At 73.3% G+C, this 24,640-nt stretch carries 23 protein-coding genes; 4 read left to right on the forward strand and 19 right to left on the reverse strand.

The annotated features are described in order from the left end of the window. Nucleotide 1 precedes the first annotated feature (1 nt). On the forward strand, nucleotides 2-2,485 hold the full coding sequence (locus AB0C35_RS38645; RefSeq protein WP_358467175.1) for a DUF3488 and transglutaminase-like domain-containing protein: 2,484 nt from the start codon (nucleotides 2-4) through the stop codon (nucleotides 2,483-2,485). A 134-nt stretch (nucleotides 2,486-2,619) separates the two neighbouring features. Here the strand turns inward: AB0C35_RS38645 and AB0C35_RS38650 are convergent, their stop codons facing one another. The 6 genes from AB0C35_RS38650 to AB0C35_RS38675 form a co-directional block, all read right to left on the reverse strand. Continuing rightward, nucleotides 2,620-3,033 (reverse strand): DUF3040 domain-containing protein, encoded by a 414-nt coding sequence (locus tag AB0C35_RS38650; protein WP_358467177.1) that lies wholly within the window; start codon nucleotides 3,031-3,033, stop codon nucleotides 2,620-2,622. 153 nt (nucleotides 3,034-3,186) lie between these two features. Continuing rightward, nucleotides 3,187-4,446 (reverse strand): DNA polymerase IV, encoded by a 1,260-nt coding sequence (locus AB0C35_RS38655; protein ID WP_358467179.1) that lies wholly within the window; start codon nucleotides 4,444-4,446, stop codon nucleotides 3,187-3,189. A 77-nt stretch (nucleotides 4,447-4,523) separates the two neighbouring features. Continuing rightward, a complete protein-coding gene (locus AB0C35_RS38660) occupies nucleotides 4,524-5,309 on the reverse strand; it encodes a methyltransferase domain-containing protein (RefSeq protein ID WP_358467181.1) in 786 nt (261 codons plus the stop codon). Nucleotides 5,310-5,381: 72 nt separating this feature from the next. Then, complete coding sequence (nusB, locus tag AB0C35_RS38665) at nucleotides 5,382-5,798, reverse strand: transcription antitermination factor NusB (RefSeq protein ID WP_358467183.1); 417 nt, start codon at nucleotides 5,796-5,798, stop codon at nucleotides 5,382-5,384. 4 nt (nucleotides 5,799-5,802) lie between these two features. Further along, nucleotides 5,803-6,360 carry an elongation factor P gene (efp, locus tag AB0C35_RS38670; protein ID WP_358467185.1) on the reverse strand — a complete coding sequence of 186 codons (558 nt, stop codon included), beginning with the start codon at nucleotides 6,358-6,360 and terminating at the stop codon, nucleotides 5,803-5,805. Nucleotides 6,361-6,391: 31 nt separating this feature from the next. Next, nucleotides 6,392-7,468, reverse strand: a complete 1,077-nt coding sequence (locus AB0C35_RS38675) for an aminopeptidase P family protein (RefSeq protein ID WP_358467187.1) — start codon at nucleotides 7,466-7,468, stop codon at nucleotides 6,392-6,394. Nucleotides 7,469-7,652: 184 nt separating this feature from the next. On the opposite strand from AB0C35_RS38675, the gene AB0C35_RS38680 reads away from it, so the two are divergent. Next, a complete protein-coding gene (locus tag AB0C35_RS38680; protein ID WP_358467189.1) occupies nucleotides 7,653-9,131 on the forward strand; it encodes a flavin monoamine oxidase family protein in 1,479 nt (492 codons plus the stop codon). A 69-nt stretch (nucleotides 9,132-9,200) separates the two neighbouring features. On the opposite strand, the gene AB0C35_RS38685 is transcribed toward AB0C35_RS38680, so the two are convergent. The 3 genes from AB0C35_RS38685 to AB0C35_RS38695 all read right to left on the reverse strand — a co-directional run bounded on the left by AB0C35_RS38685 (nucleotide 9,201) and on the right by AB0C35_RS38695 (nucleotide 11,465). Next, on the reverse strand, nucleotides 9,201-10,247 hold the full coding sequence (locus AB0C35_RS38685) for an LLM class F420-dependent oxidoreductase (RefSeq protein ID WP_358467191.1): 1,047 nt from the start codon (nucleotides 10,245-10,247) through the stop codon (nucleotides 9,201-9,203). A gap of 73 nt (nucleotides 10,248-10,320) precedes the next feature. Beyond that, entirely contained in the window at nucleotides 10,321-10,986 is a 666-nt protein-coding gene (locus AB0C35_RS38690) for an enoyl-CoA hydratase/isomerase family protein (protein ID WP_358467193.1), read from the reverse strand. A gap of 32 nt (nucleotides 10,987-11,018) precedes the next feature. Continuing rightward, complete coding sequence (locus AB0C35_RS38695; protein WP_358467195.1) at nucleotides 11,019-11,465, reverse strand: PaaI family thioesterase; 447 nt, start codon at nucleotides 11,463-11,465, stop codon at nucleotides 11,019-11,021. Nucleotides 11,466-11,565: 100 nt separating this feature from the next. Between AB0C35_RS38695 and AB0C35_RS38700 the strand changes: the two genes are divergently transcribed. Further along, nucleotides 11,566-12,144, forward strand: coding sequence for a TetR/AcrR family transcriptional regulator (locus tag AB0C35_RS38700; protein WP_358467197.1), 579 nt, complete (start codon nucleotides 11,566-11,568; stop codon nucleotides 12,142-12,144). 28 nt (nucleotides 12,145-12,172) lie between these two features. On the opposite strand, the gene aroQ is transcribed toward AB0C35_RS38700, so the two are convergent. The 4 genes from aroQ to aroC form a co-directional block, all read right to left on the reverse strand. Further along, nucleotides 12,173-12,616, reverse strand: coding sequence for a type II 3-dehydroquinate dehydratase (gene aroQ / locus AB0C35_RS38705; protein WP_358467239.1), 444 nt, complete (start codon nucleotides 12,614-12,616; stop codon nucleotides 12,173-12,175). A gap of 74 nt (nucleotides 12,617-12,690) precedes the next feature. Beyond that, nucleotides 12,691-13,764: a 3-dehydroquinate synthase gene (gene aroB, locus AB0C35_RS38710; protein ID WP_358467199.1), complete on the reverse strand. Its 1,074-nt coding sequence runs from the start codon at nucleotides 13,762-13,764 to the stop codon at nucleotides 12,691-12,693. Next, complete coding sequence (locus tag AB0C35_RS38715; protein ID WP_358467241.1) at nucleotides 13,761-14,297, reverse strand: shikimate kinase; 537 nt, start codon at nucleotides 14,295-14,297, stop codon at nucleotides 13,761-13,763. Before AB0C35_RS38715 ends, aroB begins: the two co-directional genes overlap by 4 nt. A gap of 10 nt (nucleotides 14,298-14,307) precedes the next feature. Beyond that, nucleotides 14,308-15,486: a chorismate synthase gene (aroC, locus tag AB0C35_RS38720; protein WP_358467201.1), complete on the reverse strand. Its 1,179-nt coding sequence runs from the start codon at nucleotides 15,484-15,486 to the stop codon at nucleotides 14,308-14,310. A gap of 78 nt (nucleotides 15,487-15,564) precedes the next feature. Between aroC and AB0C35_RS38725 the strand changes: the two genes are divergently transcribed. Further along, the gene (locus AB0C35_RS38725) at nucleotides 15,565-16,572 is read left to right on the forward strand and encodes a DUF2332 domain-containing protein (protein WP_358467203.1); all 1,008 of its coding nucleotides are present in this window, start codon (nucleotides 15,565-15,567) and stop codon (nucleotides 16,570-16,572) included. Here AB0C35_RS38725 and AB0C35_RS38730 read toward each other — a convergent pair. From AB0C35_RS38730 to AB0C35_RS38755, 6 genes are all read right to left on the reverse strand, one after another. Beyond that, entirely contained in the window at nucleotides 16,569-19,544 is a 2,976-nt protein-coding gene (locus AB0C35_RS38730) for a glycine--tRNA ligase (RefSeq protein WP_358467243.1), read from the reverse strand. The two genes, AB0C35_RS38725 and AB0C35_RS38730, sit on opposite strands and share 4 nt — an antisense overlap. Nucleotides 19,545-19,593: 49 nt before the next feature. Beyond that, entirely contained in the window at nucleotides 19,594-20,343 is a 750-nt protein-coding gene (locus AB0C35_RS38735) for a phytanoyl-CoA dioxygenase family protein (protein WP_358467205.1), read from the reverse strand. Between the two features lie 72 nt (nucleotides 20,344-20,415). Continuing rightward, nucleotides 20,416-21,111, reverse strand: a complete 696-nt coding sequence (locus tag AB0C35_RS38740) for an SseB family protein (protein ID WP_358467207.1) — start codon at nucleotides 21,109-21,111, stop codon at nucleotides 20,416-20,418. Nucleotides 21,112-21,180: 69 nt separating this feature from the next. Continuing rightward, on the reverse strand, nucleotides 21,181-22,287 hold the full coding sequence (locus AB0C35_RS38745) for a ring-opening amidohydrolase (RefSeq protein ID WP_358467209.1): 1,107 nt from the start codon (nucleotides 22,285-22,287) through the stop codon (nucleotides 21,181-21,183). A gap of 44 nt (nucleotides 22,288-22,331) precedes the next feature. Beyond that, nucleotides 22,332-23,294: a carbamate kinase gene (locus AB0C35_RS38750; protein WP_358467211.1), complete on the reverse strand. Its 963-nt coding sequence runs from the start codon at nucleotides 23,292-23,294 to the stop codon at nucleotides 22,332-22,334. A gap of 104 nt (nucleotides 23,295-23,398) precedes the next feature. Then, nucleotides 23,399-24,562, reverse strand: a complete 1,164-nt coding sequence (locus AB0C35_RS38755; protein ID WP_358467213.1) for a pyridoxal phosphate-dependent aminotransferase — start codon at nucleotides 24,560-24,562, stop codon at nucleotides 23,399-23,401. Nucleotides 24,563-24,640 lie beyond the last annotated feature (78 nt).

Raw genomic sequence — 24,640 nt, forward strand, 5'->3', positions numbered from 1 at the left:
CATGACGGTCATGGCGGGGCTGGCGACGCTCGCCGGCTCGATCGGCCTCTATCCGCTGTTCGAGGAGGCCGACTGGTTCCGGGCGGGGATCGGGGCGGTGCTCGCCGTCGCCGCCGGCGGGCTGCTCAGCCGGCGGCTGCGGCTGCCCGCCGTGTTCAACCTCCTGGCCGGGTTGCTGGCGCTGCTGCTCTACCTCAACCTCGTCTACGCCGCCGACCGGGCGTGGCTGGTGTTCATCCCGTCGCCGGAGTCGCTGGGCCGGCTCGCCGAGCTCAACGGGGCCGGCTGGCAGGCCGCCAACCGGTACGCGGCGCCCGTCCCGCTGCTGCCCGGGATCTCGATGATGGCCGCCGCCGGGATCGGGCTGGTCGCCGTCCTGGTCGACCTGCTGGCCGTGCGGCTGCGCCGGGCCGCCCCCGCCGGGCTGCCGCTGCTGGCCATGTACAGCGTGCCCGCCGCGGTCCGCGAGGACGGCGTCAACTGGCTGGCGTTCGGCATCGGGGCGGCGGGGTTCCTCGCGCTGCTGATGGCCGACGCCCGCGAGCGGGTCGGCGGCTGGGGACGGACGGTGACCACGCGCCGCCGCCAGCGGGACGTGCCGCTGGCGGGGACCGAGCTCCGCCCCGAGGAGTCGGCCGTCCGGCTCGACGCGGCGGCGCTGGCGGCGAGCGGCCGCCGGATCGCGATCGGCGCCGTCGCCGTCGCCGTGCTCGTCCCGGCGGCGGTGCCGGGGCTGCAGCCCCGCGGCTTCCTCGGCCTGGGCGGCGAAGGCGGCAACGGCACCCAGACGGTGACCACGCCCGACCCGCTGGTCAGCCTGAAGCGGGAACTGACCCGGCTGGACGACTCGGTCGTCCTCACCTACCAGACCGACGACCCGCAGGGCCCCGACTATCTGCGCCTGTACGCCCTCGACCGGTTCGACGGCGACAGGTGGACCTACAGCCCCCTGCGCAGCAGTTCCAAGGACCGGCTGACCGGGGACGACCTCCCGCCGCCGCCGGGACTGTCGGTCGCCTCCGTCCGAGAGGTGACGACCAAGGTCGAGGTACGGCCCGAGGTCAGGAACATGACGTTCCTGCCGGTGCCGTACGCCCCGTCGAACGTGTCGATCAAAGGCGACTGGCGGGTGCACGTCCCGTCGCTGATGGTCTACTCGCTGCGCGACTCCGCGGGCGGGCGCTCCTACACGGTCGAGAGCCTGCGCGCGGAGCCGACGTCGGCGCAGCTCGCCGCCGCCGGCAACTACCCGGCCGAGATCGTCTCGCGCTACACGGCAGTGCCGAAGAACATCCCGCAGCAGGTCAGGCAGCTCGCGCAGGACGTCACCGCCGGGTCGGGGACGGCGCTCACGCAGGCCGTGCGGCTGCAGCGCTGGTTCACCCAGACCGGCGGGTTCACCTATGACCTGTCCGCGCCGGCGCCGCAGCACGGCAGCGACCTCGTCGACTTCCTCCTGCACAGCAAGCGCGGCTACTGCGAGCAGTTCGCCGCGTCGATGGCGCTGATGGCCCGGATCCTCGGCATCCCCTCGCGCGTCGCGATGGGCTACACGCCCGGCAGCGAGACCGAGCCCGGCAAGTGGGTCGTCCGGTCGCGCGACGCGCACGCCTGGCCGGAGCTGTACTTCCAGGGGACCGGCTGGGTGCGGTTCGAGCCGACCCCGTCGGGCACCGCCGGGCAGGGCACCGCCGACGCCCCCGGCTACAGCCTTCCGGCGGTCAGCACCGGCGGCGGCCCGGAGAGCCGGAACGCGCCGGTGCCGGAGTCGTCGTCGCCCGCCGACGACGGCGCCGCGGCGCCCAGCGCCGGACCCCGCCACCGCACCGACACGGGCCCCGAGGGCGCCGCCGCCGCCGGGGAAGGCGAGGACGACGGTTTCTCCGCGACGCCGTGGCTCGCGGGCGGGCTGCTGGTCCTGCTGCTGATGGCGGTCCCGATGACGCTGCGGGTGATCACCCGGCGCCGCCGCTGGGCGGCCCTGACGGCGCCGCCGCCGGCGGCCGGGCCGTCTCCCGGGCGCTCTTCCAAGGGGCCGTCGTCCGGCGCGGCCGCGCGGACGTGGGAACCCGATCCCGCGGGAGCCGCCCACGTCGCGTGGCGGGAGATGCGCGCCGACGCGCTCGACCACGGGCTCGAATGGCGTCCCAGTGACTCTCCGCGCGCCACCGCGCGCCGCCTCGGGGAGCTGCTGGAACTGGACGCGGCGGGCACGCGGGCCCTGACCCGCATCGCCCGCGCCGAGGAGCTGGCCCGCTACTCCCTGTCCCGCTCCCCCGAGCCCGCGGAGCGGCTGCGCGCGGACGTCCGCACCGTCCGGGAGGCGTTCGCCGCGTCCGTGGGGCGCCGGACCCGCTGGCGCGCCCGCCTGCTGCCGCCGTCCACGGTGACGCAGACGCGGGAGACGCTCAGGTCGGCCACCGACCGCGTGCTGGACATGACCACCCGCCTGAACGACCTGCCCGCCCGCCTGCGCCGCAAGTAGCCCCGCGCCGCCCGGACCGAACCGCAGTGTCCGGGCACGCGAGCGCCCGGTGCGGGCGGGTAGCGGGCCCCGGGCATACGTTCGTCCCGGCCCGTGCGGGCAGAGCCCGCTCAGACCGGGACGGCCGGGAAAGGCTAGTCGCCCTCGCTGCGGCGGCGCCAGCGCTCTTCCATGCGTTCCATGAAGCCCGCCTTCGCGGGTTTGGCGGACTTGGCGGGCTTGGCCTGAGGGCCGCCACCGCCTGACGCGGCCTCGTTTCCGATACCCGCCATCCGCTTCCAGCTCGTCAACGCCCAGACGCAGCACACCACCATGAGGAGGAAGCCGGTCACGCTGACCGCGATGGTGACGGTGCCCGCGTTGATCACAAGACCGGCCATCAGGGCGCACACGCCGACGACGAAGCCGAAGGCGGCTTTGACGATCCGGCGCTTGTAGTGGACCTGGGGGTTGGTCGAGCGAACCGCGTGAGCGAACTTGGGATCCTCGGCGTACAACGCCGATTCGATCTGTTCGAGCATGCGCTGCTCGTGCTCAGAGAGCGGCACGGCACCTCCCAACGACAGCCCCGCGGCGGGGTATCCGATGCAGGACGCGAACGTCAACGGTGATATGCCCAGAATACGAGCACTGTCGAGCGTACGAAAGCGAACGGCCCGTCGAGGGCCCGGCGCCGGTCACCTCACAGCCTTCTTTCATTGTCATCCGTCCCTGCCGTCACGTCCGTCACCATCGGCCGCACGCCGGACCAGCGCCGCGGGGCGGACCGCGCCGCGGCCGAACCGGTGCGCGACCTGGTCCATGGCTCGCTCGGCCTCACGCCAGCCGCGTTCCGGCTCGTCGAAGGCGAGCTGACGGGGGGCCTCGCCGGCGGGACCAAGGTTCTCCACCCTGACCCCGACCAGTCGGAGACGTACCCGCTCCAGGCCCGCCCCCTCATAGAGCTCGCAGGCTGTGATATAGATCACACGAGCCAGATCGGTCGGTTCGTCCAGCGTTCGCGCCCGCGTGATCGTCTTGAAGCTCGCCATCCGTAGTTTGACGCTCACCGTGCGGCCGGCGTTCCCGCTCGCCCGCAGCCTCGCGCCGACCCTCTCCGCCAGCCGCAGCAGTTCGCGGCGGATGACCTCCGGGTCGTCGATGTCGGTGTCGAACGTCTCCTCGGCGCCGATGCTCTTGTCGGGCGTGTGCGGGACGACCTCGCGGGGGTCGCGGCCCCATGCCAGCGCGTGCAGATGGGCGCCCAGCGCGTTGCCCAGCTCGCGCCTCAGCGTCTCCGGCGGCACCTGGGCGAGCTGCCCCACGGTCCGCAGCCCGAGGCGCGCCAGCGCCTCCTCCGTCCGCTCCCCGACGCCCCACAGCGACGCGACGGGCAGCGGATGCAGGAAGTCGACGACGCCGTCCGCGGGCACCACGAGCAGCCCGTCGGGCTTGCACCGGGTCGAGGCCAGCTTGGCGATGAACTTGGTGCTCGCGACGCCGACCGAGCAGGTGATGCCCTGCTGGTCCCGGACCTGCTCGCGGATCATCGCCGCGATCTCGGCGGGCCGGCCGAGCCGCCGCCGGGCGCCCGCCACGTCGAGGAACGCCTCGTCCAGCGACAGGCCCTCCACCAGCGGCGTGATGGAGCGGAAGAGCTCGAACACCGCGGCGGACACGCGGGAGTACTTGCCGTGGCTCACCGGCAGGACGACCGCCTGCGGGCACAGCCGCCGCGCACGGGTCATCGGCATCGCCGAGTGCACACCGAACCGGCGGGCCTCGTAGGAGGCCGCCGACACCACCCCGCGCGGGCCCGCGGCGCCCACGATCACGGGACGTCCCCGCAGCTCCGGGCGTTCCAGCAGCTCGACGCTGACGAAGAACGCGTCCATGTCCACGTGCAGGATCGCGCACCCGGCGTCGTCGGCGGGCGGACCGGGCTGCGGCCCCGGCCGATGCAACTGCTGCTTGCGGCTCACGCGGCCCCCTCGCCCGGCGGCTCGGCCATGCGTGAGCCTCGCTGCCGCGCCATCTGGTTCGCCACGTTCACGGGGCCCTACCCGGCCGGCTTGTCGGCCACCAGGTGCAGCTGGGTGGCGAGGTCCCGCAGGACGGGGTGGACGGCCGCGACCGACTCCAGCGCGATCAGCGCGTCGGCCGAGTCGGCGTCGCCGTCCGCCATGCCGCTCGGCACCAGGTCGGCGAAGATGCGGACGCCGTGCAGCTCGGCGACCCGCAGGTTCGCGCCGCGCACCAGCGACGACAGCGTCTCCCGGGTGAACCGGCGGGGCATGCGGTCGCCCTCGCCCCACCGTCCGGCCGGGTCGGTCAGCACCCGGCGGGCGTCGTCGAAGTGCCCGGACACCGCGCGGTGCAGCGCGGCGGCGATCTGCCCGGCGACCAGCACGCTGACCGAGCCGCCGGGACGGACGGTGCCGGTCAGCGCCGCCATCGCCTCGCCGGGGTCGTCCACGTACTCCAGGACGCTGTGGCACAGCACCAGGTCGGCGGCGTCCGGGCCCAGCAGGTCGGGCAGGTCGACGGCGTCGCCCTGCACGGCGCGGACGGTCACCCCGGACTCGGCGGCGCGGCGTTCCAGCGCGGCCAGCGCGTCGGGATTGGCGTCGACCACGGTGACCCGGTGCCCGAGTTCGGCGAGCGGCACGGCGAAGCCGCCGGTGCCGCCGCCGACGTCCACGACCTCGCTCTGGCCGGCCTCCGGCGCGATGCGGTCGAGGACGGTGCGCAGGGCCTCCCACAGGACCGCGCTGCGCACGCGGCTGCCGCCCCGCACCCGCTTCTGCTGCCGGCCCGTCACGGCCGCTCCCCTAACGTCGCTCATCGCCGCCCAGCCTAGCCGCCCGGGGCCCCGCGCCGGGTGCCGGACGACGACGCCGTTCGGAAGGACCGGCCGTTACAGCGTGAGCGACGGTTTCAGTTGCTGGAGGCGGGACAGGAGGCCGTTGACGAAGCGCGGCGACTCGTCGGTGGACAGCTCGGTGACCAGGCCGACCGCCTCGGCGACCGCGACGCCGTCGGGGACGTCGTCGACCCACAGCAGCTCGAAGGCCCCCATCCGCAGGACGCTGCGGTCGACGACCGGCATCCGCTCCAGAGTCCATCCGGTCGCGTAGGTGGAGATCAGCTCGTCGATGCGCTCCCGGTGTTCCTGGACGCCCTCGATCAGCCGGACGGCGTGCGGGTACTCGGCCAGCTCGTCCTGGTTGGGCCGGCCGCGCGCGGCGAGCACCGCGGTCGGTTCCTCCTCCCGCAGTTCCGCCGCGAACAGGATGTCCAGCGCGAGTTTGCGTGCCTTCGTGCGTGCGCTCATCGCCTCAGCCGCGGCCGAGGTAATCGCCGGAGCGGGTGTCGACCTTGACCTTCTCGCCGGTGGTGATGAACAGCGGCACCTGGATCTGCGCGCCGGTCTCCAGGGTGGCGGGCTTGCTGCCGCCGGTGGAGCGGTCGCCCTGCAGCCCGGGCTCGGTCTCGGTGATCTCCAGCACGACCGCGGCGGGCAGCTCGATGTACAGCGGGTTCTCGTTGTTGAAGGCGATCGTGGCGTTCTGCTCGGGGAGCAGGTAGTTCGCCGCGTCGCCGACGACGGTCTCGGGGATGTGGGGCTGGTCGTAGGTCTCGGTGTCCATGAAGACGAAGTCGTCGCCCTCGCGGTAGAGGTACTGCATCTCCCGCTTGTCGACGCTTGCCACCTCGACCTTGGTGCCGGCGTTGAAGGTCTTGTCGACGACCTTGCCCGACAGCACGTTCTTGATCTTGGTACGGACGAACGCGCCGCCCTTGCCGGGCTTGACGTGCTGGAATTCCAGGACGGTCCACAGCTGGCCGTCGAGGTTCAGCGTCATGCCGTTCTTCAGGTCGTTCGTCGTCGCCACTGCGTTGTTCTCCCGGTCGCGGGCCCGCGCGTCAGAGGACGAGCAGGTCCTTGGTCGTTGTGGTGAGGAGCTCCGGGCCGTCCGCGCGGACCACGAACGTGTCCTCGATGCGGACACCGCCCCGGCCCGCGAGGTAGATTCCCGGCTCCGCCGTGATCGGAACCCGGTCCATCAGCCTACCGGTCTTGTCGTACCCCATGAGCGGAGCCTCGTGGATCTCCAGGCCGACACCGTGCCCGAGCCCGTGGGTGAAGGCGTCGCCGTGGCCCGCGGCCTTGATGACCTCGCGGGCGGCGGCGTCGACGGCCTTGGTCTCGGCGCCGGGTGCGGCGGCGGCGATCCCCGCGAGCTGAGCGCGGAGGACGATGTCGTAGAGGTCGCGCTGCCATCCGGCGGGCTCGCCGATCGCGGCGGTGCGGGTCATGTCGGCGTGGTAGCCGCCGTACCGGGCGCCGAAGTCCATGGTCACGAGGTCGCCGCGGCGGAGTTCGCGGCCGCCCGGATGGTGGTGCGGGACGGCGCCGTTCGGCCCGGACGCGACGATCGACTCGAAGGCGGGCGCGTCGGCGCCGAGGTCCACCATGGCCCGTTCGAGGGCGATGGCGACGGCCCGCTCGGTCACCCCGGCGCGGATCTCGGGGAGGACGGCCTCGAACGCGCGGCAGGTGATGGCGCACGCCTCGCGCAGCAGCGCGATCTCCTCCTCGTCCTTGACGCGGCGGAGGTCCTCGACGAGGTGGCCGAGGGCGGTCAGCTCGATCTCGGCCTGGTCCAGGAGCCCGGTGTGCTGCTCGACGGTGAGGTCGTGGGCCTCGAAGCCGAGCCGGCCGTGGCCGTCCGCGGCGGCCCGGGTGACGAGCGCGGCCGCCACCTGCCGGTCGACGATGACGGGAAGCTCGGGGCAGACCTGCGCGGCCATGCCGGCGTAGCGGCCGTCGGTGGCGAGCACGGCGGGGCCGTCGGCCGGGACGAGCAGCGCGGCCCTGGAGCTGTCGAGGCCGGTCAGGTAGCGGACGTTGACGAGCCGGGTCACCAGCAGGGCGCCGGCGTCCCGCTCGGCGACGAGCGCGGCCAGCCCGCGGCGCCGCGCGATGTGCGTCTCCCCCATGGTCAGGACTCTAGGGCACGTCCGGGCGGGCGGGTCCGGCCGCGGGGCCCCGGAGCGATCACCGGAACATCGTGATCACAAAACATGAAGAACCCTCGACTTTCCCGCCGGGGCTGGCATAGCGTGACCGACCGTGTGATCTTCCGTCCCCCCGCTCTTGGACTTCCCCCCAGGAGGCATTCCCGTGACCCGAGTCAGCCGCCGCAGACTGCTCGGCACAGGCGCGCTCACCGCCGCCGGAGCCGTCGTCTCCACGGCCGCGGCGCCGCCCGCCGCCGCCCGCACCGCGCCCCTCGCCGCCGACGTCGTGATCGTCGGCGCCGGGCTGTCCGGCCTGACCGCCGCCCGCGACCTCGTCGCGGCCGGGCGGTCGGTGATCGTCCTGGAGGCCCGGGACCGGCCCGGCGGCCGCGTCTACGGCCTGCCGCTCGGCGACGGCACCACCAGCGAGGGCGGCGCCGAGTTCATCGGCCCCACCCAGGACCGCATCGCCGCGCTCACCCGGGACATGGGCGTGGAGACCTTCAAGACCTACAACACCGGCAAGAACGTCTACTACCGCAACGGCAAGCGGTCCCTGTACGAGACCGACGGGCTCCTCGGCGCGGTCCCGCCGGACTGGGGCGTCATCGACCTGGAGATCGCGCTGCTGAAGCTCGGCGGCATGATCAAGGACGTCCCGGTCGGCGAGCCGTGGAAGGCGGCGAAGGCCGAGGAGTGGGACGCCCAGACGTTCCACACCTGGTCGCGGGCCAACTCGATCAGCAGCGGCGCGCGGTTCCTGATGGACGCGTTCGTCTCCTCGACGCTGTCGATGCGCTCGCAGGAGGTGTCGCTGCTCTACCTGCTGCACTACGCGGCCGCCGCGGGCAACGAGAGCACCCCGGGGACGATCGACCGGCTGATCAACACCAAGGACGGCGCGCAGGAGTCCCGTTTCGCCGGCGGCTCCGAGCAGGTGCCCATCCGCCTCGCGGCAAGCCTGGGCGACGTCGTCCGCTATAACGCGCCGGTGCGGTCCATCATCACCGGCGCGGGCGGCGTCACCGTCAACGCGGACGGGGTCTCGGTGTCGGCGAAGCGGGTCGTGGTCGCGATGTCCCCGGCGATCGCCGACAAGATCGACTATTCGCCTGCGCTGCCCGCGAGCAGGGCGCAGCTGATGCAGCGCTACCCGATGGGCTCGATCGCCAAGTTCGTCGGCGTCTACGACACCCCGTTCTGGCGGGCGGACGGCCTCACCGGGCAGGCCGTCGCCGACAGCGGCGCCATCGACGCGACGTTCGACAACAGCCCGCCGGACGGGTCGCGCGGCATCCTGATGGGCTTCATGAACCAGGCCAACGTCCGGAGCCTCGACGGCGCGTCGGCGGACGAGATCAGGGCCGCGGGGCTCGACTCGTTCAAGAAGCTGTTCGGCGACAAGGCGGCCGCCCCGCGGATCACGGCGTTCCAGCGCTGGGACAACGAGATGTGGAGCGGCGGCGGCCCGACCGGCATCGCGCCGCCCGGCGCGCTCACGGCGTTCGGGCCGGCGCTGCGGGCGCCGTGCGGCCCGGTCCACTGGGCGGGCACCGAGACGTCCGACTACTGGACGGGCTACATGGACGGCGCCGTCCGCTCCGGCGAACGCGTCGCCAAAGAGGTCCACGCCGCCCTCTGATCATCCGCCGTGCGCGGCGTGCCGCCCCGGATCCAGCGGCTCGGGGCGGGCACGCCGCCGGCGGCGAGGTCACACCTCGGCGGCCATCTCCTTGACCTTCTCGATGAGGGCGAGGCGGCCCTTGTGGTCGCCCGCGATCGGGGAGACGTTCAGCGTCGTGACGCCGGACTCCTTCATCGCGGCGAGCCGCTCGCGGACATGGCCCTCGGAGCCGATGAGCGACATCTTCTCCAGCAGGTCGTGCGGGACCTTCGCGGCGGCCTCGTCCTTCTTGCCGTCCAGGTACAGGTCCTGGATCTCCTCGGCCTCCTTCTCGAAGCCGTACCGGCGGGCGAGGTCGTTGTAGAAGTTCTTGCCCTTGGCGCCCATGCCGCCGATGTAGAGCGCGGCCATCGGGCGCCCGAACTCCAGGTAGCCCTGCACGTCGTCGCCGATGGCGAGGGTGGACTGCCCGACGACGTCGAGTTCGCCGAGGGCCGGGTCGCGCTTGGCCTTCCCGGCGGCGAGGGACGCGCCCCACACGTCCTTGGCCTTCTCCGGCATGTAGAAGATCGGCTCCCAGCCGTTGGCGATCTCGGCGGTCAGCTCGACGTTCTTCGGGCCGATCGCGGCGACCATGACCGGGATGTCGGCGCGCACCGGATGGTTGATGATCTTGAGCGCCTTGCCGAGGCCGGTGCCCTGCCCCTCCGGCAGCGGCAGCTTGTAGTGCTTGCCGTCGTACTGGACCCGCTCGCGCCGCCACGTCTTGCGGCAGATCTCGATGATCTCGCGGGTGCGGCCGAGCGGCGCGGTGTAGGGGACGCCGTGGAAGCCCTCGATGACCTGCGGGCCGGACGCGCCGATGCCGAGCGTGAAACGCCCGTCCGAGACGTAGTCCAGGCCCGCGGCGGTCTGCGCGATGGCGGTCGGCGTCCGCGAGTAGATGTTGAGGATGCCGGAGGCGATCTCCACCCGTTCGGTCCTGGCGGCGATGTAGCCCATCTGGCTCACCGCGTCGAAGCTGTACGCCTCCGCGACATAGACGATGTCGAGGCCGGCCTTCTCGTAGTCGGCCAGCTCCTCGACGGTCTCCTTGAAACCGCCGGAGTAGCTGAGCGCCATCCCGATGCGCATCGGCATCCCTTCCGTAACCGAATCAGATTCCAGTCGAACGTAACCTACTCCGGCGGCCCGGCCGCGGCGAGGGTCAGGGCAGGGGCGGGCCGTTCAGGGCGTCCAGCGCCGGGCGGTACAGGTCGGCGCGGATCTTCCCCACGGTCTTGCCGTTCTTGCCGGCCAGGGACGCGGCCCACTCGACGGCGGCGGGCAGGACCTCGTCCTCGGCGGCGGTGCGCTGGACGATCCCGGCCGCCTCCGCCTGCTCGGCCGTGTACCGGCGGCCGGTGACCATCGCCTCGTGCGCGGTGCGCTTCGGCAGCCGCGACTGGATCAGCGCGCTCATCCCGGGCGTGAACGTCATCCCGAGATCGACCTCGGGCAGGCAGAAGTAGCCGCGGTCCGTCCGCATGACGGCGAAGTCGTGGGCGAGGGCGAGCATGCCGCCGCCCGCGAACGCGTGCCCGTTCAGCGCGGCGACCGTGGGCATCGGCAGCGCCAGGACGCGCGCGTAGAGGCCGTGCACCCGGCGGAGGTACTCCTCGAACTTGTCCTGGTTGGCGCCGAGCCAGTCGAGGTCGAGGCCGTTGGAGTAGAACTTGCCGGTCCCGACGGTGACCAGGGCGCCCGGTCCGTCGTTCTTCTCCAGGGTGTCGAGCGCGCCCTCGGCCGCGCCGAGGAAGTCGGGGCTGAAGCGGTTCTCACCCGCGTCGAACCGCAGGACGTACACGTCCCCGTCGCGCTGGAGATCGATCACGAGAGTCTCCTTCGTCCGTGCCTGAGCCGACCCTACTCGCGAGTAGGAGGCGGGAACACCATGCAGGTCGTCGTTCCGTGCGCGACGAGCTTGCCGTCCGCGTTCGTCACGCGCCCCTCGGCCGTCGCGACCTTGCGTCCCACGTGGACGGTGGTGCCCTCGCACACCAGCCGGCCGCCCTCCAGCGGCACCGCCCGGACGAAGTTCACCTTCAGCTCCAGCGTGGTGTAGCTCGCACCCTCCGGCAGGGAGGTGTGCACCGCGCACCCCATCGCCGAGTCGAGCAGCGTGGACATGATGCCGCCGTGCACGGTGCCGAGGGGGTTGCTGAAGTCGGGCCGCGGCGTGAGGGCGAACACCACCCGCCCCGGCTCCAGGGTCTCGGCGGTCATGCCGAGCAGGGCCCCGATGCCGTAGCCCTTCTCCGTGCCCATGTTGAGCAGCTCCTTCAGCTGCTCCAGACCCGCCGTGGTCTCCATGTCCGCCCCCATTCGGTATGACGTCCGGCATAAGCAAGAGTTCCTATGACGATCGTCATGGTCAATGCGAACACCCTATGATGAATGTCATAATCAGGCCATGGGGACGGACAGCCGGGAACGCATGGTGCGCAGCGCCGCCTACCTCTTCCGCGAGCGCGGCTACAGCGGCACCGGGTTCCGCGACGTCATCGCGCACAGCGGCGCACCGCGCGGGTCGATCTACCACCACTTCCCGGACGGCAAGGCGCAGCTCGCCGAGGAGGCCGTCCGCTACGCCGGAGACTTCCTCAACGCCGGCATCCTCGCCGCCACCGAGGGCGGCGACCCCGCGTCCGCCGTGGACGCCTTCGTCGGCTGGTGGCGGCAGGTCCTCATCAAGAGCGAGTTCCGCGCGGGCTGCCCGATCGTCGCCGTCACCGTCGAATGCCACGACGACGCGCCGCAGCTCGCCGCGGCCGCCGCGGCCGCGTTCGACCGCTGGCAGGACACCCTCGCCACCGGCCTCGGCAACGCGGGCGTCGCCGACGACCGCGCCGCCCGCCTGGCCCGGCTGACCGTCGCCGCCGTCGAGGGCGCCACGATCCTGTGCCGCGCCCACCGCGACGTCGCGCCCCTCGACGACGTCGTCGCCGAACTCAAGGACATGACCCGCAGGGCCGTCCAGGAGGCCCAATAACCCCTCGGCGCCCGGCGGCGCCCGGCGGTCAGGCGTTCTCGGCGGTGAGCTCCGCGACGGCCTGCAGCGCGAGGACGTAGGAGAGCATGCCGAAGCCGGCGATGGTGCCGGTGGCGACGCCGGCGACGACGGAGGTGTGGCGGAACTCCTCGCGGGTCGCCGGGTTGGTGATGTGCACCTCGATGAGCGGCGCGGTGCGCTGGGCGAGCGCGTCCCGCAGCGCGTACGAGTAGTGGGTGAACGCGGCCGGGTTCAGCACGATGGGGACGCGCTCGTCGGCGGCCTCGTGCACCCAGCGGATCATCTCGGCCTCGTCGTCGGTCTGCCGGACCTCGACGTTCAGGTCGAGGCGGCGGCCGGTGTCGCGGCACAGCGCGGCGAGGTCGTCGAAGCTGGTCGTCCCGTACTTTTCGGGCTCCCGGACGCCGAGGCGGCGCAGGTTGGGCCCGTTCAGGACGAGCACGCGAGTCATCGGCTGCTCCTCACTGGGGGACGCCCCCCAGACCCCCGCGACCTGGTCGGCCGACGATCCTCGCTCCGCTGCGGTCATCGGCCGACCTCCCGGTAGGCGGCTTCAAGGAGTGCCTCGTCGGGGCCTTCGAGGCGGCCGGGCTCGGCGATGCCGTCGAGGACGACGAACCGCAGGGTGGCGCCCCGCGACTTCTTGTCGATGGTCATGGCGGCGCGCAGGCCCGCCCAGTCGGCGGCGTAGGAGACGGGCAGGCCGACCGAGGCGAGCACGTCGCGGTGCCGCTGGACGACGTCGGCGGGGAGGCGTCCGGCGAGGCGGGCCAGCTCGGCGGCGTAGACCATGCCGATCGCGACGGCGTGGCCGTGCCGGAACCGGTAGTCCTCGGCCTTCTCGATCGCGTGCGCCAGGGTGTGGCCGTAGTTGAGGATCTCCCGCAGGCCGCTCTCCCTGAGGTCGACGGACACCACGTCCGCCTTGACCCGGACGGCGCGTTCGACGAGTTCGCGGGTGTGGGGGCCGTCGGGGGACGCGGCGCCCTTCGGGTCGTCCTCGACCAGGTCCAGGATCTTCGGGTCGGCGATGAACCCGGCCTTGATGATCTCGGCGAGGCCGCTGACGTAGTCCTCGTGGGGCATCGTCATCAGCGTCGCCAGGTCGCACAGCACGCCGGCCGGCGGATGGAACGCGCCGACGAGGTTCTTGCCCTCCGGGATGTTGATGCCGGTCTTGCCGCCGACGGCCGCGTCCACCATCCCGAGCAGCGTCGTCGGGACGAGCACGGCCCGCACCCCGCGCAGCCACGACGCCGCCGCGAACCCGGCGAGGTCGGTGGTCGCCCCGCCGCCGACGCCGACGACGACGTCCGTCCGGGTCATGCCGGACCGGGCGAACGACGACCAGAGCCCGGCGAGGACGCCGACCTCCTTGGCGGCCTCGCCGTCCGGGACGGGCAGCGCGTGAACGGTGTATCCGGCCTGCTCAAGGGCACCGCACACCGGGCGGGCGATCTCCGGCAGCCCCTCGGCGTGCACGACGGCGACCGACCGGGCGCGTTCCCCGACCAGGCCCGGGAGTTCGCCGAGGACGCCCGTCCCGATGACGACGTCGTACGGGTCGGCGCCGCCGACGTGGACCCGCGCCCGCGTCACGACCCCCCGCTCCCCCCGGCGGAGGCGGTGTCGAGCGCCTCGACGATCTCCTCGACGACGTCGCCGGGCTCGCGGCCGTCCGTGTCGACCGCGACCGTGCCGAGCCGCTCGTAGATCGGCAGGCGCTCCTCCAGGAGCTTGCGCATCTGGCTGCGCGGGTTGAGGACGAGCAGCGGCCGCGCCGACGCCAGGCCCACCCGCTTGATCGCCTCCGAAAGCCCGACCCGCAGGTAGACGACGGTGTGCCCGGCGAGCAGCTCCTGCGTCCCCTCGGCCAGGACGGCGCCGCCGCCGAGCGCGACGACGCCCTCGTGTTCGGCCAGCGCCGCCGCGACGGCCGCGCGTTCCAGCTCGCGGAAGCGCTCCTCGCCGTCGTCGACGAAGATCTCGCCGACCGGCTTGCCGGCGGTCTTCTCCACGTCGGCGTCGGTGTCGCGCAGCGGGACGCCGAGCCTTTCGGCGAGCGCGCCGCCGATCGTGGTCTTGCCGGAGCCGGGCGGCCCGATGATGACTGCCTTCGGTCGCATGGTCAGCGGGTCCAGTTCACTTGACGGTCAGCGAGGACACATATCCCCGCAGGTTACGGGCGGTCTCCTCGGCGGAGTCGCCGCCGAACTTCTCCAGCGCCGCGTCCGCGAGGATCAGCGCCACCATCGCCTCGGCGACGACCCCGGCCGCGGGGACCGCGGTGACGTCGCTGCGCTGGTTGATGGCCTTGGCGGGCCCGCCGGTCTTCACGTCGATCGTGTCGAGGCGGCGCGGGACGGTCGAGATCGGCTTCATCGCGGCCCGGACCCGCAGCGCCTCGCCGGTCGTCATGCCGCCCTCGACGCCGCCGGCCCGGTTCGTCCGCCGCCGGACGCCCTCCGGGGTGCCGTCGATCTCGTCGTGCGCCCGCGAGCCCGGGCGCCGCGCGGTGGTGAACCCGTCGCCGAGCTCCACGCCCTTGATCGCCTGGATGCCCATCAGGACCCCGGCGAGCCGGGAGTCGAGGCGCCGGTCCCAGTGGACGTGGCTGCCGAGGCCGGGCGGCAGGCCGTAGGCGAGGACCTCCACGACGCCGCCGAGGGTGTCGCCGGCCTTCTTCGTCTCGTCGATGTGCGCGACCATGGCCGCCGACGCCTCGGGGTCGAAGCAGCGCACCGGGCTCTCGTCCACCCGTGCGAGGTCGCCGGGCCCGGGCAGGACGCCGGCGGGCGCCTCGACCTCGCCGAGCGCGATCACGTGGCTCAGCACGTCCACGCCGAGGGCCTGCTTGAGGAACGCCTTGGCGACGGTCCCGAGCGCGACCCGCGCGGCGGTCTCCCGCGCGCTCGCCCGCTCGAGGACGGGCCGGGCGTCGTCGAAGCCGTACTTCTGCATGCCGACGAGGTCGGCGTGCCCGGGGCGCGGCTGCGACAGCGGCGCGTTCCTCGCCTGGGCGGCGAGGACGTCGGCGTCCACGGGGTCGGCCGACATCACCGTCTCCCATTTGGGCCATTCGGTGTTGCCGACCTCGATCGCGACCGGCCCGCCGAGCGTCACCCCGTGCCGGACGCCGCCGACGATCGTCACCTGGTCCTGCTCGAACTTCATCCGGGCGCCCCGCCCATGGCCGAGCCGGCGGCGGCGCAGTTCCTCGGCGATCTCCCCCGAGGTCACGCGCACACCGGCCGGCAGCCCTTCCACGATCGCGGTCAGGGCCGGGCCATGGGACTCCCCCGCGGTCAACCAGCGCAGCATGCCCCGATCCTATTGACTCCGCGCGCCCGCCCGTGACGCCGTCCACCATCTGAGAGGCTCGGCGGCGGAGGTGGGGCGATGAGGAAGGCGCTGCTCGCCCAGGCGCGGGGGTGCGCCGAGCTGGGGTCGCCGATGTACGCGGAGCTTCTCACGCGTGCGGCCGACGACCCGGGCGGGGCCGTGGCGGGGGTTCTCGGGGAGCGCACCGAGACCGGGTTCGTCCTGCGGATGCTGGGCACGGTGCACAGGCTCGTCCTGGAAGGACGGGCACCGGAACTCGCCGAGCATTACCCGACAGCGGGCGGGACGAAGGATCCCCTGGCGGCGTGGCCCGCGTTCCGGGACGTGCTGGCCGAGCACGCGGCGGAGATACGCGAAGGGCTCGCGGACCCGCCGCAGACGAACGAGGTCGGGCGGGCGGCTCCGCTGGTCGGCGGGCTCCTCACGGTGGCCGAGGCGACGGGTCTGCCGATCAGGCTGCTGGAGATCGGCGCCAGCGCGGGCCTGAACCTGCGGGCCGACCACTTCCGGCTCCGCTATGAGGGCGGGGCGTACGGGCCGGACTCGCCGGTCGTGCTGGACGACGCCTGGCGTGGTCTTCCGCCGGTGGACGCGCCGCTCGACATCGCCGAGCGCCTCGGATGCGACCGAAGTCCGCTGGACGCGGCCTCGCCGGACGCGCAGCGGCTGCTGCTGTCGTACGTGTGGCCCGATCAGGCGGCGCGGGTCGAGCGGCTGCGGGCGGCGTTCGAGGTGGCCGCGCGGGTCCCGGCGACGGTGGTGCGGGCGGGTGCGGCCGACTTCCTGGAGGGGCTCGCGCCGCGGCCGGGGATGGCGACGGTCGTGTGGCACTCGACGATGTGGGCGTACCTGTCCGGGGACGAGGCGGCGCGGATGCTCCGCCACCTGGAGGACGCCGGAGCGGCGGCCACCGGGGAGGCGCCGGTCGCGCATCTGTCGTTCGAGGGACGCGACGCCTCCCGCCTCGACGCCGTGCAGGTCGTGGCGCTGCGGCTGTGGCCGGGCGGCGAGCGGACGATCCTCGGCGAAGGACCGTCGCACGGCCTGCCCATCACTTGGTTCTAGGCGATCTCGCGCCAGTCGAGGACGGGCGCCACCCAGTCCCTGATCGCGGCGAGGAAGCCGAGGCGGTTGGCGCGGCGGGCGGGGTCCTCGTCCATGACCATGACGTCGTCGAAGTAGGTGTCGATCGGGTCGATGAGGGCGGTCGCGGCCGCATAGAACTCCGGCAGCGCGGGGCCGGAGGGGAGTTCGTCCCGGACGGCGGCGAACGCGGCGTGCAGGTCCCGTTCGGCGGGCTCGGTGAAGAGCGCCGGATCGTAGCCCGCGGCGGTGTCGGCCGGGACGATGCGCAGGACGCGCTGCAACGCCGTCGTGAGCCGTTCGAACCGTGACGAGCGGAGCAGGTTCTCCAGGTCGGCCGCGGCCTGGGCGGCGCGGGCCGGGGCGCCCGCGTGCGGGAGGACGGCCCGGACGACGTGCACGGGGTGTCCCTCGTCCAGGAGGTTCTGCTCCAGGCGGCGCGCGACGAACCGTTCCGCCTCGGCGAGGGCCTCGGAGGCGACGTCGACGGGCTGGTGGTGCGCGGCGATGGCGAGGCCGTCCCCCACCGTGACGGGCGCGAGGCGCGGGACGGCGCGCAGGATCGCGGTCAGCGCGAGGGCGGCGCGGCGCAGGCCGAACGGGTCGGAGCTGCCGGTCGGGGCGGAGCCGACCGCGAACAGCCCGGCGAGGAGGTCGAGCCGGTCGGCGACGGAGAGGAGCGCCCCGGCGGCCGTGGCGGGCAGGGCGTCCCCGGCGGAGCGGGGCAGCTCCATCTCGTGGAGGGCCTGCGCGACGGCGTCGTCCTCGCCCGCGCGGCGGGCGTACTCGCGGGCCATCGTCCCGGCGAGGCTCGACAGCTCGATGACCATGGACGAGGCGAGGTCGAACTTGGCCAGCCCGGCGGCGCGGCGGATCGTCTCCCGCTCGTCCGGGGTCAGGTCGAGGCGGTCCGCCAGTCCGGCGGCGATCGCGGCGATGCGGGCCGAGCGGTCGGCCATCGAGCCGAGCCGCTCGGTGAACGTGAGCCTGGCGAGGCCCTCCTTGATCTGCTCGGGCGTGCTCCGGAGGTCCTGCTCGTAGAAGAACGAGGCGTCCTCGTAGCGGGCGCGGAGGACGGCCTCGTTCCCGGCCCGGACGGCCTCGTGGTCGCATTCGCCGTTGGCGACCGTGACGAAGTACGGCAGGAGACGGTTCGCGGACGCCCGCACCGGCAGGTAGCGCTGGTGCTTGCGCATGACCGTCGTGAGGATCTCCTCGGGCAGGTCCAGGTACTTCTCGTCGAAGGAGCCCAGGATGGCGACGGGCTCCTCGACGAGGTTGACGATCTCCTCGACGAGGTCCCGCTCGCCGGCGAAGTCGATGACGCCCCCATGCCGGCGGGCGAGGGCTCCGGCGTCCTCGATGACGCGGGAACGGCGCCGGGCCGGGTCGGGTTCGATCCCGTGATCGCGAAGCACCGTGATCAGGGACGACGCGTCGGGCACCGCGACGGCCGGCTCGGCGGCCGTGCGGTGGACGCGGGTGGAGCGGCCCGCCGTCATGCCGGAGACGGTGAACGGGATCTCGTGCCCGTCCAGGAGGGCGAGCAGCCAGCGGATCGGGCGGGCGAACGCCAGGCCCGGCGCGTTCCACCGCATGTTCTTCCCGGCGCGCAGCCCGGTGACGATCTCCGGGAGCAGGCCCGCCAGGACTTCGGCGGCGGGGCGTCCCACCACCGTGCGGACGAACCCGGCGTACTCCCCGCCGCCCACCGTGACCTGCCCGACGTCCGCGACGGCGACGCCCTGGCCCCGCGCGAACCCCTGCAACGCCCGCGTCGGCTCCCCGGCCGCGTCGTAGGCGGCGGCGAGGCGCGGCCCCTTCACGACCTGCTCGGTGTCCGGTTCCCGGGGCTCCAGGTCGCGTACGAGCACGATGATCCGGCGCGGCGTCGCGCAGGTGTCGAGCGAGGACGCGTCCGTGAACAGGCCGGTCTCCTCCAGCCCGCGCAGCAGCCGTTCCGCCACGTCGTCCGCGGTGCGGGCGACCTCGTGCGGCGGCAGTTCCTCGACGCCGATCTCGAAGGTGAACGCGGCCGGGGAGGCGAGAGAGGGCAGCGCGTCCGGCGCGGACACGGCGGCGGGACGGGCCGCGGCGTCGCCGAGGGGGTGGTCCAACTCGGCGCGGCGCTCCACCCACAGGGCGGCGGCCTGGTGGGCGAGGTCCCGCATCTGGGCGAACGCCCGTGCCCGTTCGGTCGTGCCGATCGCGCCGCGAGCGTCCAGGACGTTGAACGCGTGGGAGCACTTCAGGACGTAGGAGTGGGCGGGGACGGGCAGCCGGGCGTCCAGCATCCGCCGCGCCTCCGCCGCGTACGCCTCGAACAGCTCGCGGTTCGTGCCGATGTCGGCGTCGTCGAGGTAGTAGCGGCTCATCTCGTACTCTGCCTGCCCGAACGCCTCCCCGTACGAGATCCCGGGCGAGTACGCGATGTCCTTGAAGTGGGAGACGCCCTGGAGCGCCATCAGGATGCGCTCCATCCCGTACGTGATCTCGACCGACACCGGGTCGAGGGTCAGCCCGCCGGACTGCTGGAAGTAGGTGAACTGGGTGATCTCCAGGCCGTCCAGCCACACCTCCCAGCCGAGCCCCCACGCGCCGAGCGCGGGTGACGCCCAGTCGTCCTCGACGAACCGGACGTCGTGGGCGCGCAGGTCGATGCCCAGCGCGGCGAGGCTGCCGAGGTAGAGGTCCTGCGCGTCGCCCGGCTCCGGCTTGAGGATCACCTGGAACTGGGTGTGGGTCTGCAGCCGGTTGGGGTTGTCGCCGTAGCGCGAGTCGTCGGGGCGGACGCTCGGCTCGGCGTAGGCGACCCGCCACGGTTCCGGCCCGAGGACGCGCAGCGCGGTCGCCGGGTTCAGGGTGCCCGCCCCGACCTCGGTGTTCATCGGCTGCGCGACGAGGCAGCCGCGCCCCGCCCAGTAGCCGGTGAGCCGGATCAGGGCGTCCTGCATGGTCAGCACGGGAATCTCCAAGGTGACGGGAACGACCAAGCCTAGAAGGTCAGCGCCCGAGACCCCGGCCGATCGCGATCCGCACCGGGGACGATTCGGGGAGCGGGCCCGCCGGGGCCAGCGGCGGCTGCGCCATGAAGCGCGGCTCCGTGCCGTGGTGCTGCTGCGCGGCGTGCACGAGGAACGGATGGCACAGGTAGACGTCGCCTGCCCGCCCGGTCGCCATGACGACGGGACGGTGCTCGGACGCTGGGACCGCCTTCCCCGCGACGTCCATGAAGGCGAGGCCCTCGTCGCCCGCCGGTTCGAGGATCGGCGGGACGTCCAGGTGCGAGCCGACCCGGATCCGGGTGGGCGCGTCGTCCTCGCCGACGTCCGAGAACAGGAACAGCATCAGCAGCGCGCGGCCCTTGGACGCCACGTTCACCCGGTAGGACATGTAGTCGGACGGGTCGTCGCCGGGGAAGCTCGCGTCGATGTGCCAGCCGTCGTCGCCGGGCGCGTCGCCGCCGGGGAACCGCACCGGGAACGTCCCGAGGCTCCCGCGCGGCAGCCAGGCGCCCTCGCCGACGATCGCGTCGAACGCGGCGTGCAGGGCGGGCGTGTTGGCGGCGGCCCGGAACGGCTCCTGCGCGTAGTCGCCCAGCCGGACGACCGGCCGCGTCCACGTCGACCTGTCGCCGGGGGCGCAGCCGGTGTCCCGCCAGAGGATCTCGCGGCAGTCGGCGGCCAGTTCGCGGGAGAAGGCTCCCTCCACCCGGACGAACCCGTCCGCGATGAATGAGTCGACGTCGGTCATGCCGTCCAGCCTGCCCACCGGGCGGCGCGGGACGCCAACGATTTTCCGGCGCACCGGCTTACCGGCGCACGCCTACCGGCGTACGACGTTCAGTTCGACGCCGCCGACGATGCGGCCGCGCAGCACCTCGGCGAGCCGGTCGGACACCCGCTGCACGGTGCGTCGCTCGTCATGGCCCGCGACGACGGAGAACCGCACGGCGACCTCGGCGGACGTGCCCTCGGTGACGCGGACCCCGCTGACGGACTCGTCGGAGCCGAACGCGGCCTCGACGGCGGCGAGGACGTCGGGGTCCTCGTGCGGGGGCGGGACGGGACGGCCTTCGGCGAGCAGGTGCAGGCGCAGGCCGTCCACGGCGAACGGGACCGGGCCCGCCACGTCCACGACCAGGGCGTCCGCGCCCTCGTCGAGGGTGGCGCGGCACGCCTCCCCGGCACGGACGGCGACGGGGCGGGCGTCGGCGCGCCACGCCTTCATCGTCTCGGTGCAGGTGAAGCCGAGGACGCCGCGCCGCCCGTCGTCGCCGATCAGCGTGGGCAGCGCCATGTCGCTCGACTTCTCCCGGCGCAGCTCACCGGGCGCGACGTCTTCCTCTTCGGTGAGGACGGCGACGATGGGCACCAGCAGCCGTGCTCCCTGGAGCCGCCGCAGCACCACGTGGACGCCCACGCGCCCCGCCGCGTAGCCGGCTAGCGCCTCGCACAGCCGCGGGTCGGCGCCGCCGTCGTCCCCGGGGAACCGGGATTCGGGAATGGTCAGTCCGGACACGCCAGGAAGGTTATAACCTCCGCCGGACACCGTGGGCGACTATCCGGATACTTTCCGCCACCGGCCCGGTCATCCGAGGTCGGCGATGGCCGCGACGGTGCCGCCGCCGGACGGCCCCTGGTGGACGGCCGCGACCGACACGAACACCGCCGGGTCGCCCGTGACGGACGCCGCGACGCCGCCGACGCACGCCTTGATCTGCCGGTGCCAGTGCACGTCGGAGTCGTCCAGCATGATGTTGCGGCGTCCGCGGACCGAGCCGCTCGGGTCGGCCTCACACTTGATGAACACGTTGACGAGGCGGTCGCCCAGGTCGGACGTGCGGGGCCGCTCGGGCAGGTCGAGCCCGGCCGACCTGACCGCGTCCCAGATGCCGTCGGCGTCCAGTGCGTCGTTCATCACACCGTGCCCGGCGCGGTACCGGCCGCCGATGCCGCGCACGTTCCCGACGACGACGATCTGCGCCCGGTCGAGCTCCACGCCGGACGAGCAGGACGCCACCGACGAGTACAGCGACAGGTCCTTGTGGATCTGCCCGGCGGACGGCGTCTCGATCTCGCCGAGCGCGACGGCGATGCCGAGCGCGGTCGTGGAGTTGGAGATGTCCATCGACTTGAGGGTGTCCTCGGTGACGACGTCGCGGCCGCGTGACTTGGCGTCGTTGATGGTGTCGAGGGTCAGCAGCGGCGTCTTGGTCTGGACGTAGTGGACGTCGGCGGGATCGTCGATCCCCGCGATCTTCATCGCCTCGCGGACCCCGGCGGCGACCGTCTCGACCATCGCGGGACGGCCGACGTCCTCGGGCAGGATGGTCTCGCTCATCGCGACGCCGACCGACAGGCGCGGCTCGTCCGACCTCGGCGCCTTCGCGGGGTCGACGGTGGCGAAGACGGTGGCGTGCGGGCTGAGGACGCCGTCGGTGCCGCCCGACCACACCAGCGGGACGCGCCCCACCTCGTCCGCCGTGCGGGTCCCCCTGTCGAGCAGCACCTCGCGGAACGCGCGGTCGGCCAGCAGCCGCGTGTAGTCGTTCACGCCGCCGTTGCCCTCGGTCTTGCCGACGACGGCGAGGACCCGGTCGGCCTCCAGGACGCCGTCGTCGATCAGCCGGGCCAGCCCGGACGCGTCGGTCACGCTCTCGATGGGGATCTTGCGGACTTCGATCGGATCGGGCACGTCATCGCTCCTCAGCTGCTCTGGTCATCGTCCTGTACCCCGGGTCACGCCTCAACGACCGTTCCGGCCTCGCCGTGCGCCGCGTCGCCCAGCCGGGCGAGCGACGCGATCGCGGCGCGCCGCCCGCCGGCCGCGACGAAACGCCGCACCGCCTCGACCTTCGGGCCCATGCTGCCGCCGGCGAAGTGCCCGGCGGCGGCCAGCTCGCCCAGCTCGGCGACCGTCGTGCGGGCCAGGGGGCGCGCCTGCGGCGTCCCGTACCCGGTCATCGCGTTCTCCACATCGGTCGCGATCACCAGGGTGGTCGCGGCGAGCCGCCGGGCCAGCAGCTGCGCCGCCAGGTCCTTGTCGACGACGGCCTCGACGCCGCGCAGCGTCCCGTCCACCCTCGCGACGGGCGCGCCGCCGCCGCCCGCGGCGACGACGACGTGCCCGGCGTCCAGCAGCGCCGCCGCCGCGCCCGCGTCCAGGATCTCCAAGGGCTCGGGCGAGGCGACGACGCGCCGCCAGCCCCGCTCCCCGAACGGGCGCCACACCTCGCCGTGCGCCATGGCCCGCCGCGCCGCGTCCTCCGGGAAGTAGCGGCCGATCGGCTTGGCGGGCGCCGCGAACCCGGGGTCGGACGCGTCCACGAGCGTCCGCGTCACGACCGCGGCCACCGGGCGGGCGGCGTCCCGCGCGGCCAGGGCGCGCTCCAGCGCATTCATGATCATCACGCCGATGGTGGCCTGCGTCTGCGCGCCGCACCAGTCCAGCGGGACCGGCGGCACCACGCCCGCCGCCAGCTGGTTCTTGATCAGCAGATTGCCGACCTGCGGCCCGTTGCCGTGCGTGAGCGCGACCCGCGCGCCCGCCGCGCACAGGTCCGCCACCGGCCCCATCGCGGCCTCGATCGCCGCCGCCTGCGCCTGCGGGGTGGCGCTGCCGTCCGATGCGGTCATGGCGTTGCCGCCGAGCGCGATGAGAATCCGCTCACCGCCGAGCGCTCCCCCGCCGTTCCAGGTCACGAGCCGAACGGTAGCCCGCGCCGGAGGCGGCGCTCACGGGCGAAAATCGCCCAACGAGCGCCGCTTCTTCGGCAATTTCTAGGGTCGGGCGCCGAGCGTCGCCCTCAGCGGAGGCGGGACAGGCGTTCGACGGCCTCGTCGATGACCTCGTCCTTCTTGCAGAACGCGAAGCGGACGAAGTGCGCGCCGGCTTCGGCGTGGTCGTAGAAGACCTGCGTCGGGATCGCGACGACGCCCGCCTTCTCCGGAAGGGCGCGGGCCAGCTCCATGCCGTCGGTGAATCCCAGCGGCCGGATGTCGGCCTGCACGAAGTAGGTGCCCTGCGGCCGGTACGCGGTGAACCCGGCGGCCTCCAGGCCGGTGATGAGACGGTCCCGCTTGGCCTGCAGGGACTTGCGCAGTTCCTCCACCCAGGCGATCTCGTTGCCCAGCGCGTACGCGGCGGCCCGCTGGTAGGGCGCGCTGACCGCGTAGGTGAGGAACTGCTTCACCGTCTGCACGGCGCGGATGTAGGGCGCGGGCGCCGTCACCCAGCCGGTCTTCCAGCCGGTGACGGAGAACGACTTGCCCGCCGACGACACCGACACCGTCCGCTCGCGCATGCCGTCGAGCGTCGCCAGCGGGATGTGCTCGGTGTCGTCGAACGTCAGGTACTCGTAGACCTCGTCGGTGATCGCCACCAGGTCGTGCTCGCGGCAGACGTCCGCGATGGTCTCCAGCTCGGCGCGCGTGAACACGGTCCCGGCGGGGTTGTGCGGCGAGTTCACCAGGATCGCCCGGGTACGGGGGCCGGCCGCGGCGCGCAGCTCGTCCGGGTCGAAGGTGAACCGCCCCTCCACCGGACGCAGCATGACGGGCCTGCGGACGGCGCCGGCGAGCGCGATCACGGCCGCGTAGGAGTCGTAGTACGGCTCGAAGACGATGACCTCGTCGCCCGGCCCGCTCAGCGCGAGCACCGACGCCGCGATGCCCTCGGTGGCGCCCACGGTGACGAACACCTCGGCCGCCGGGTCGTACGACAGCCCGTACCGCTCCTGCCTCTGCGCCGCCACCGCCTCTTTCAATTCGGGCATGCCGGGCCCCGGTGGATACTGGTTCACGCCTGTGCGGATCGCCTCCACGGCCACGTCCAGCATCCCGGCCGGCCCCGAGCTGTCGGGGAAGCCCTGGCCGAGATTGATCGCACCGGTCCGCACGGCGAGAGCCGACATCTCGGCGAAAATCGTCTCGCCGAATCCCTGCATGCGCGCGATCAGTGGCTCGTTCACACGCCAAGCCTATGAGCATTCATCCCCGCATGTGCGGGGAGCAACGGTCCATCAGAGTCAGGGAACCCTGCCCCAGCG

Source organism: Spirillospora sp. NPDC048819 (genome assembly GCF_040650055.1).
GTDB lineage: Bacteria > Actinomycetota > Actinomycetes > Streptosporangiales > Streptosporangiaceae > Spirillospora.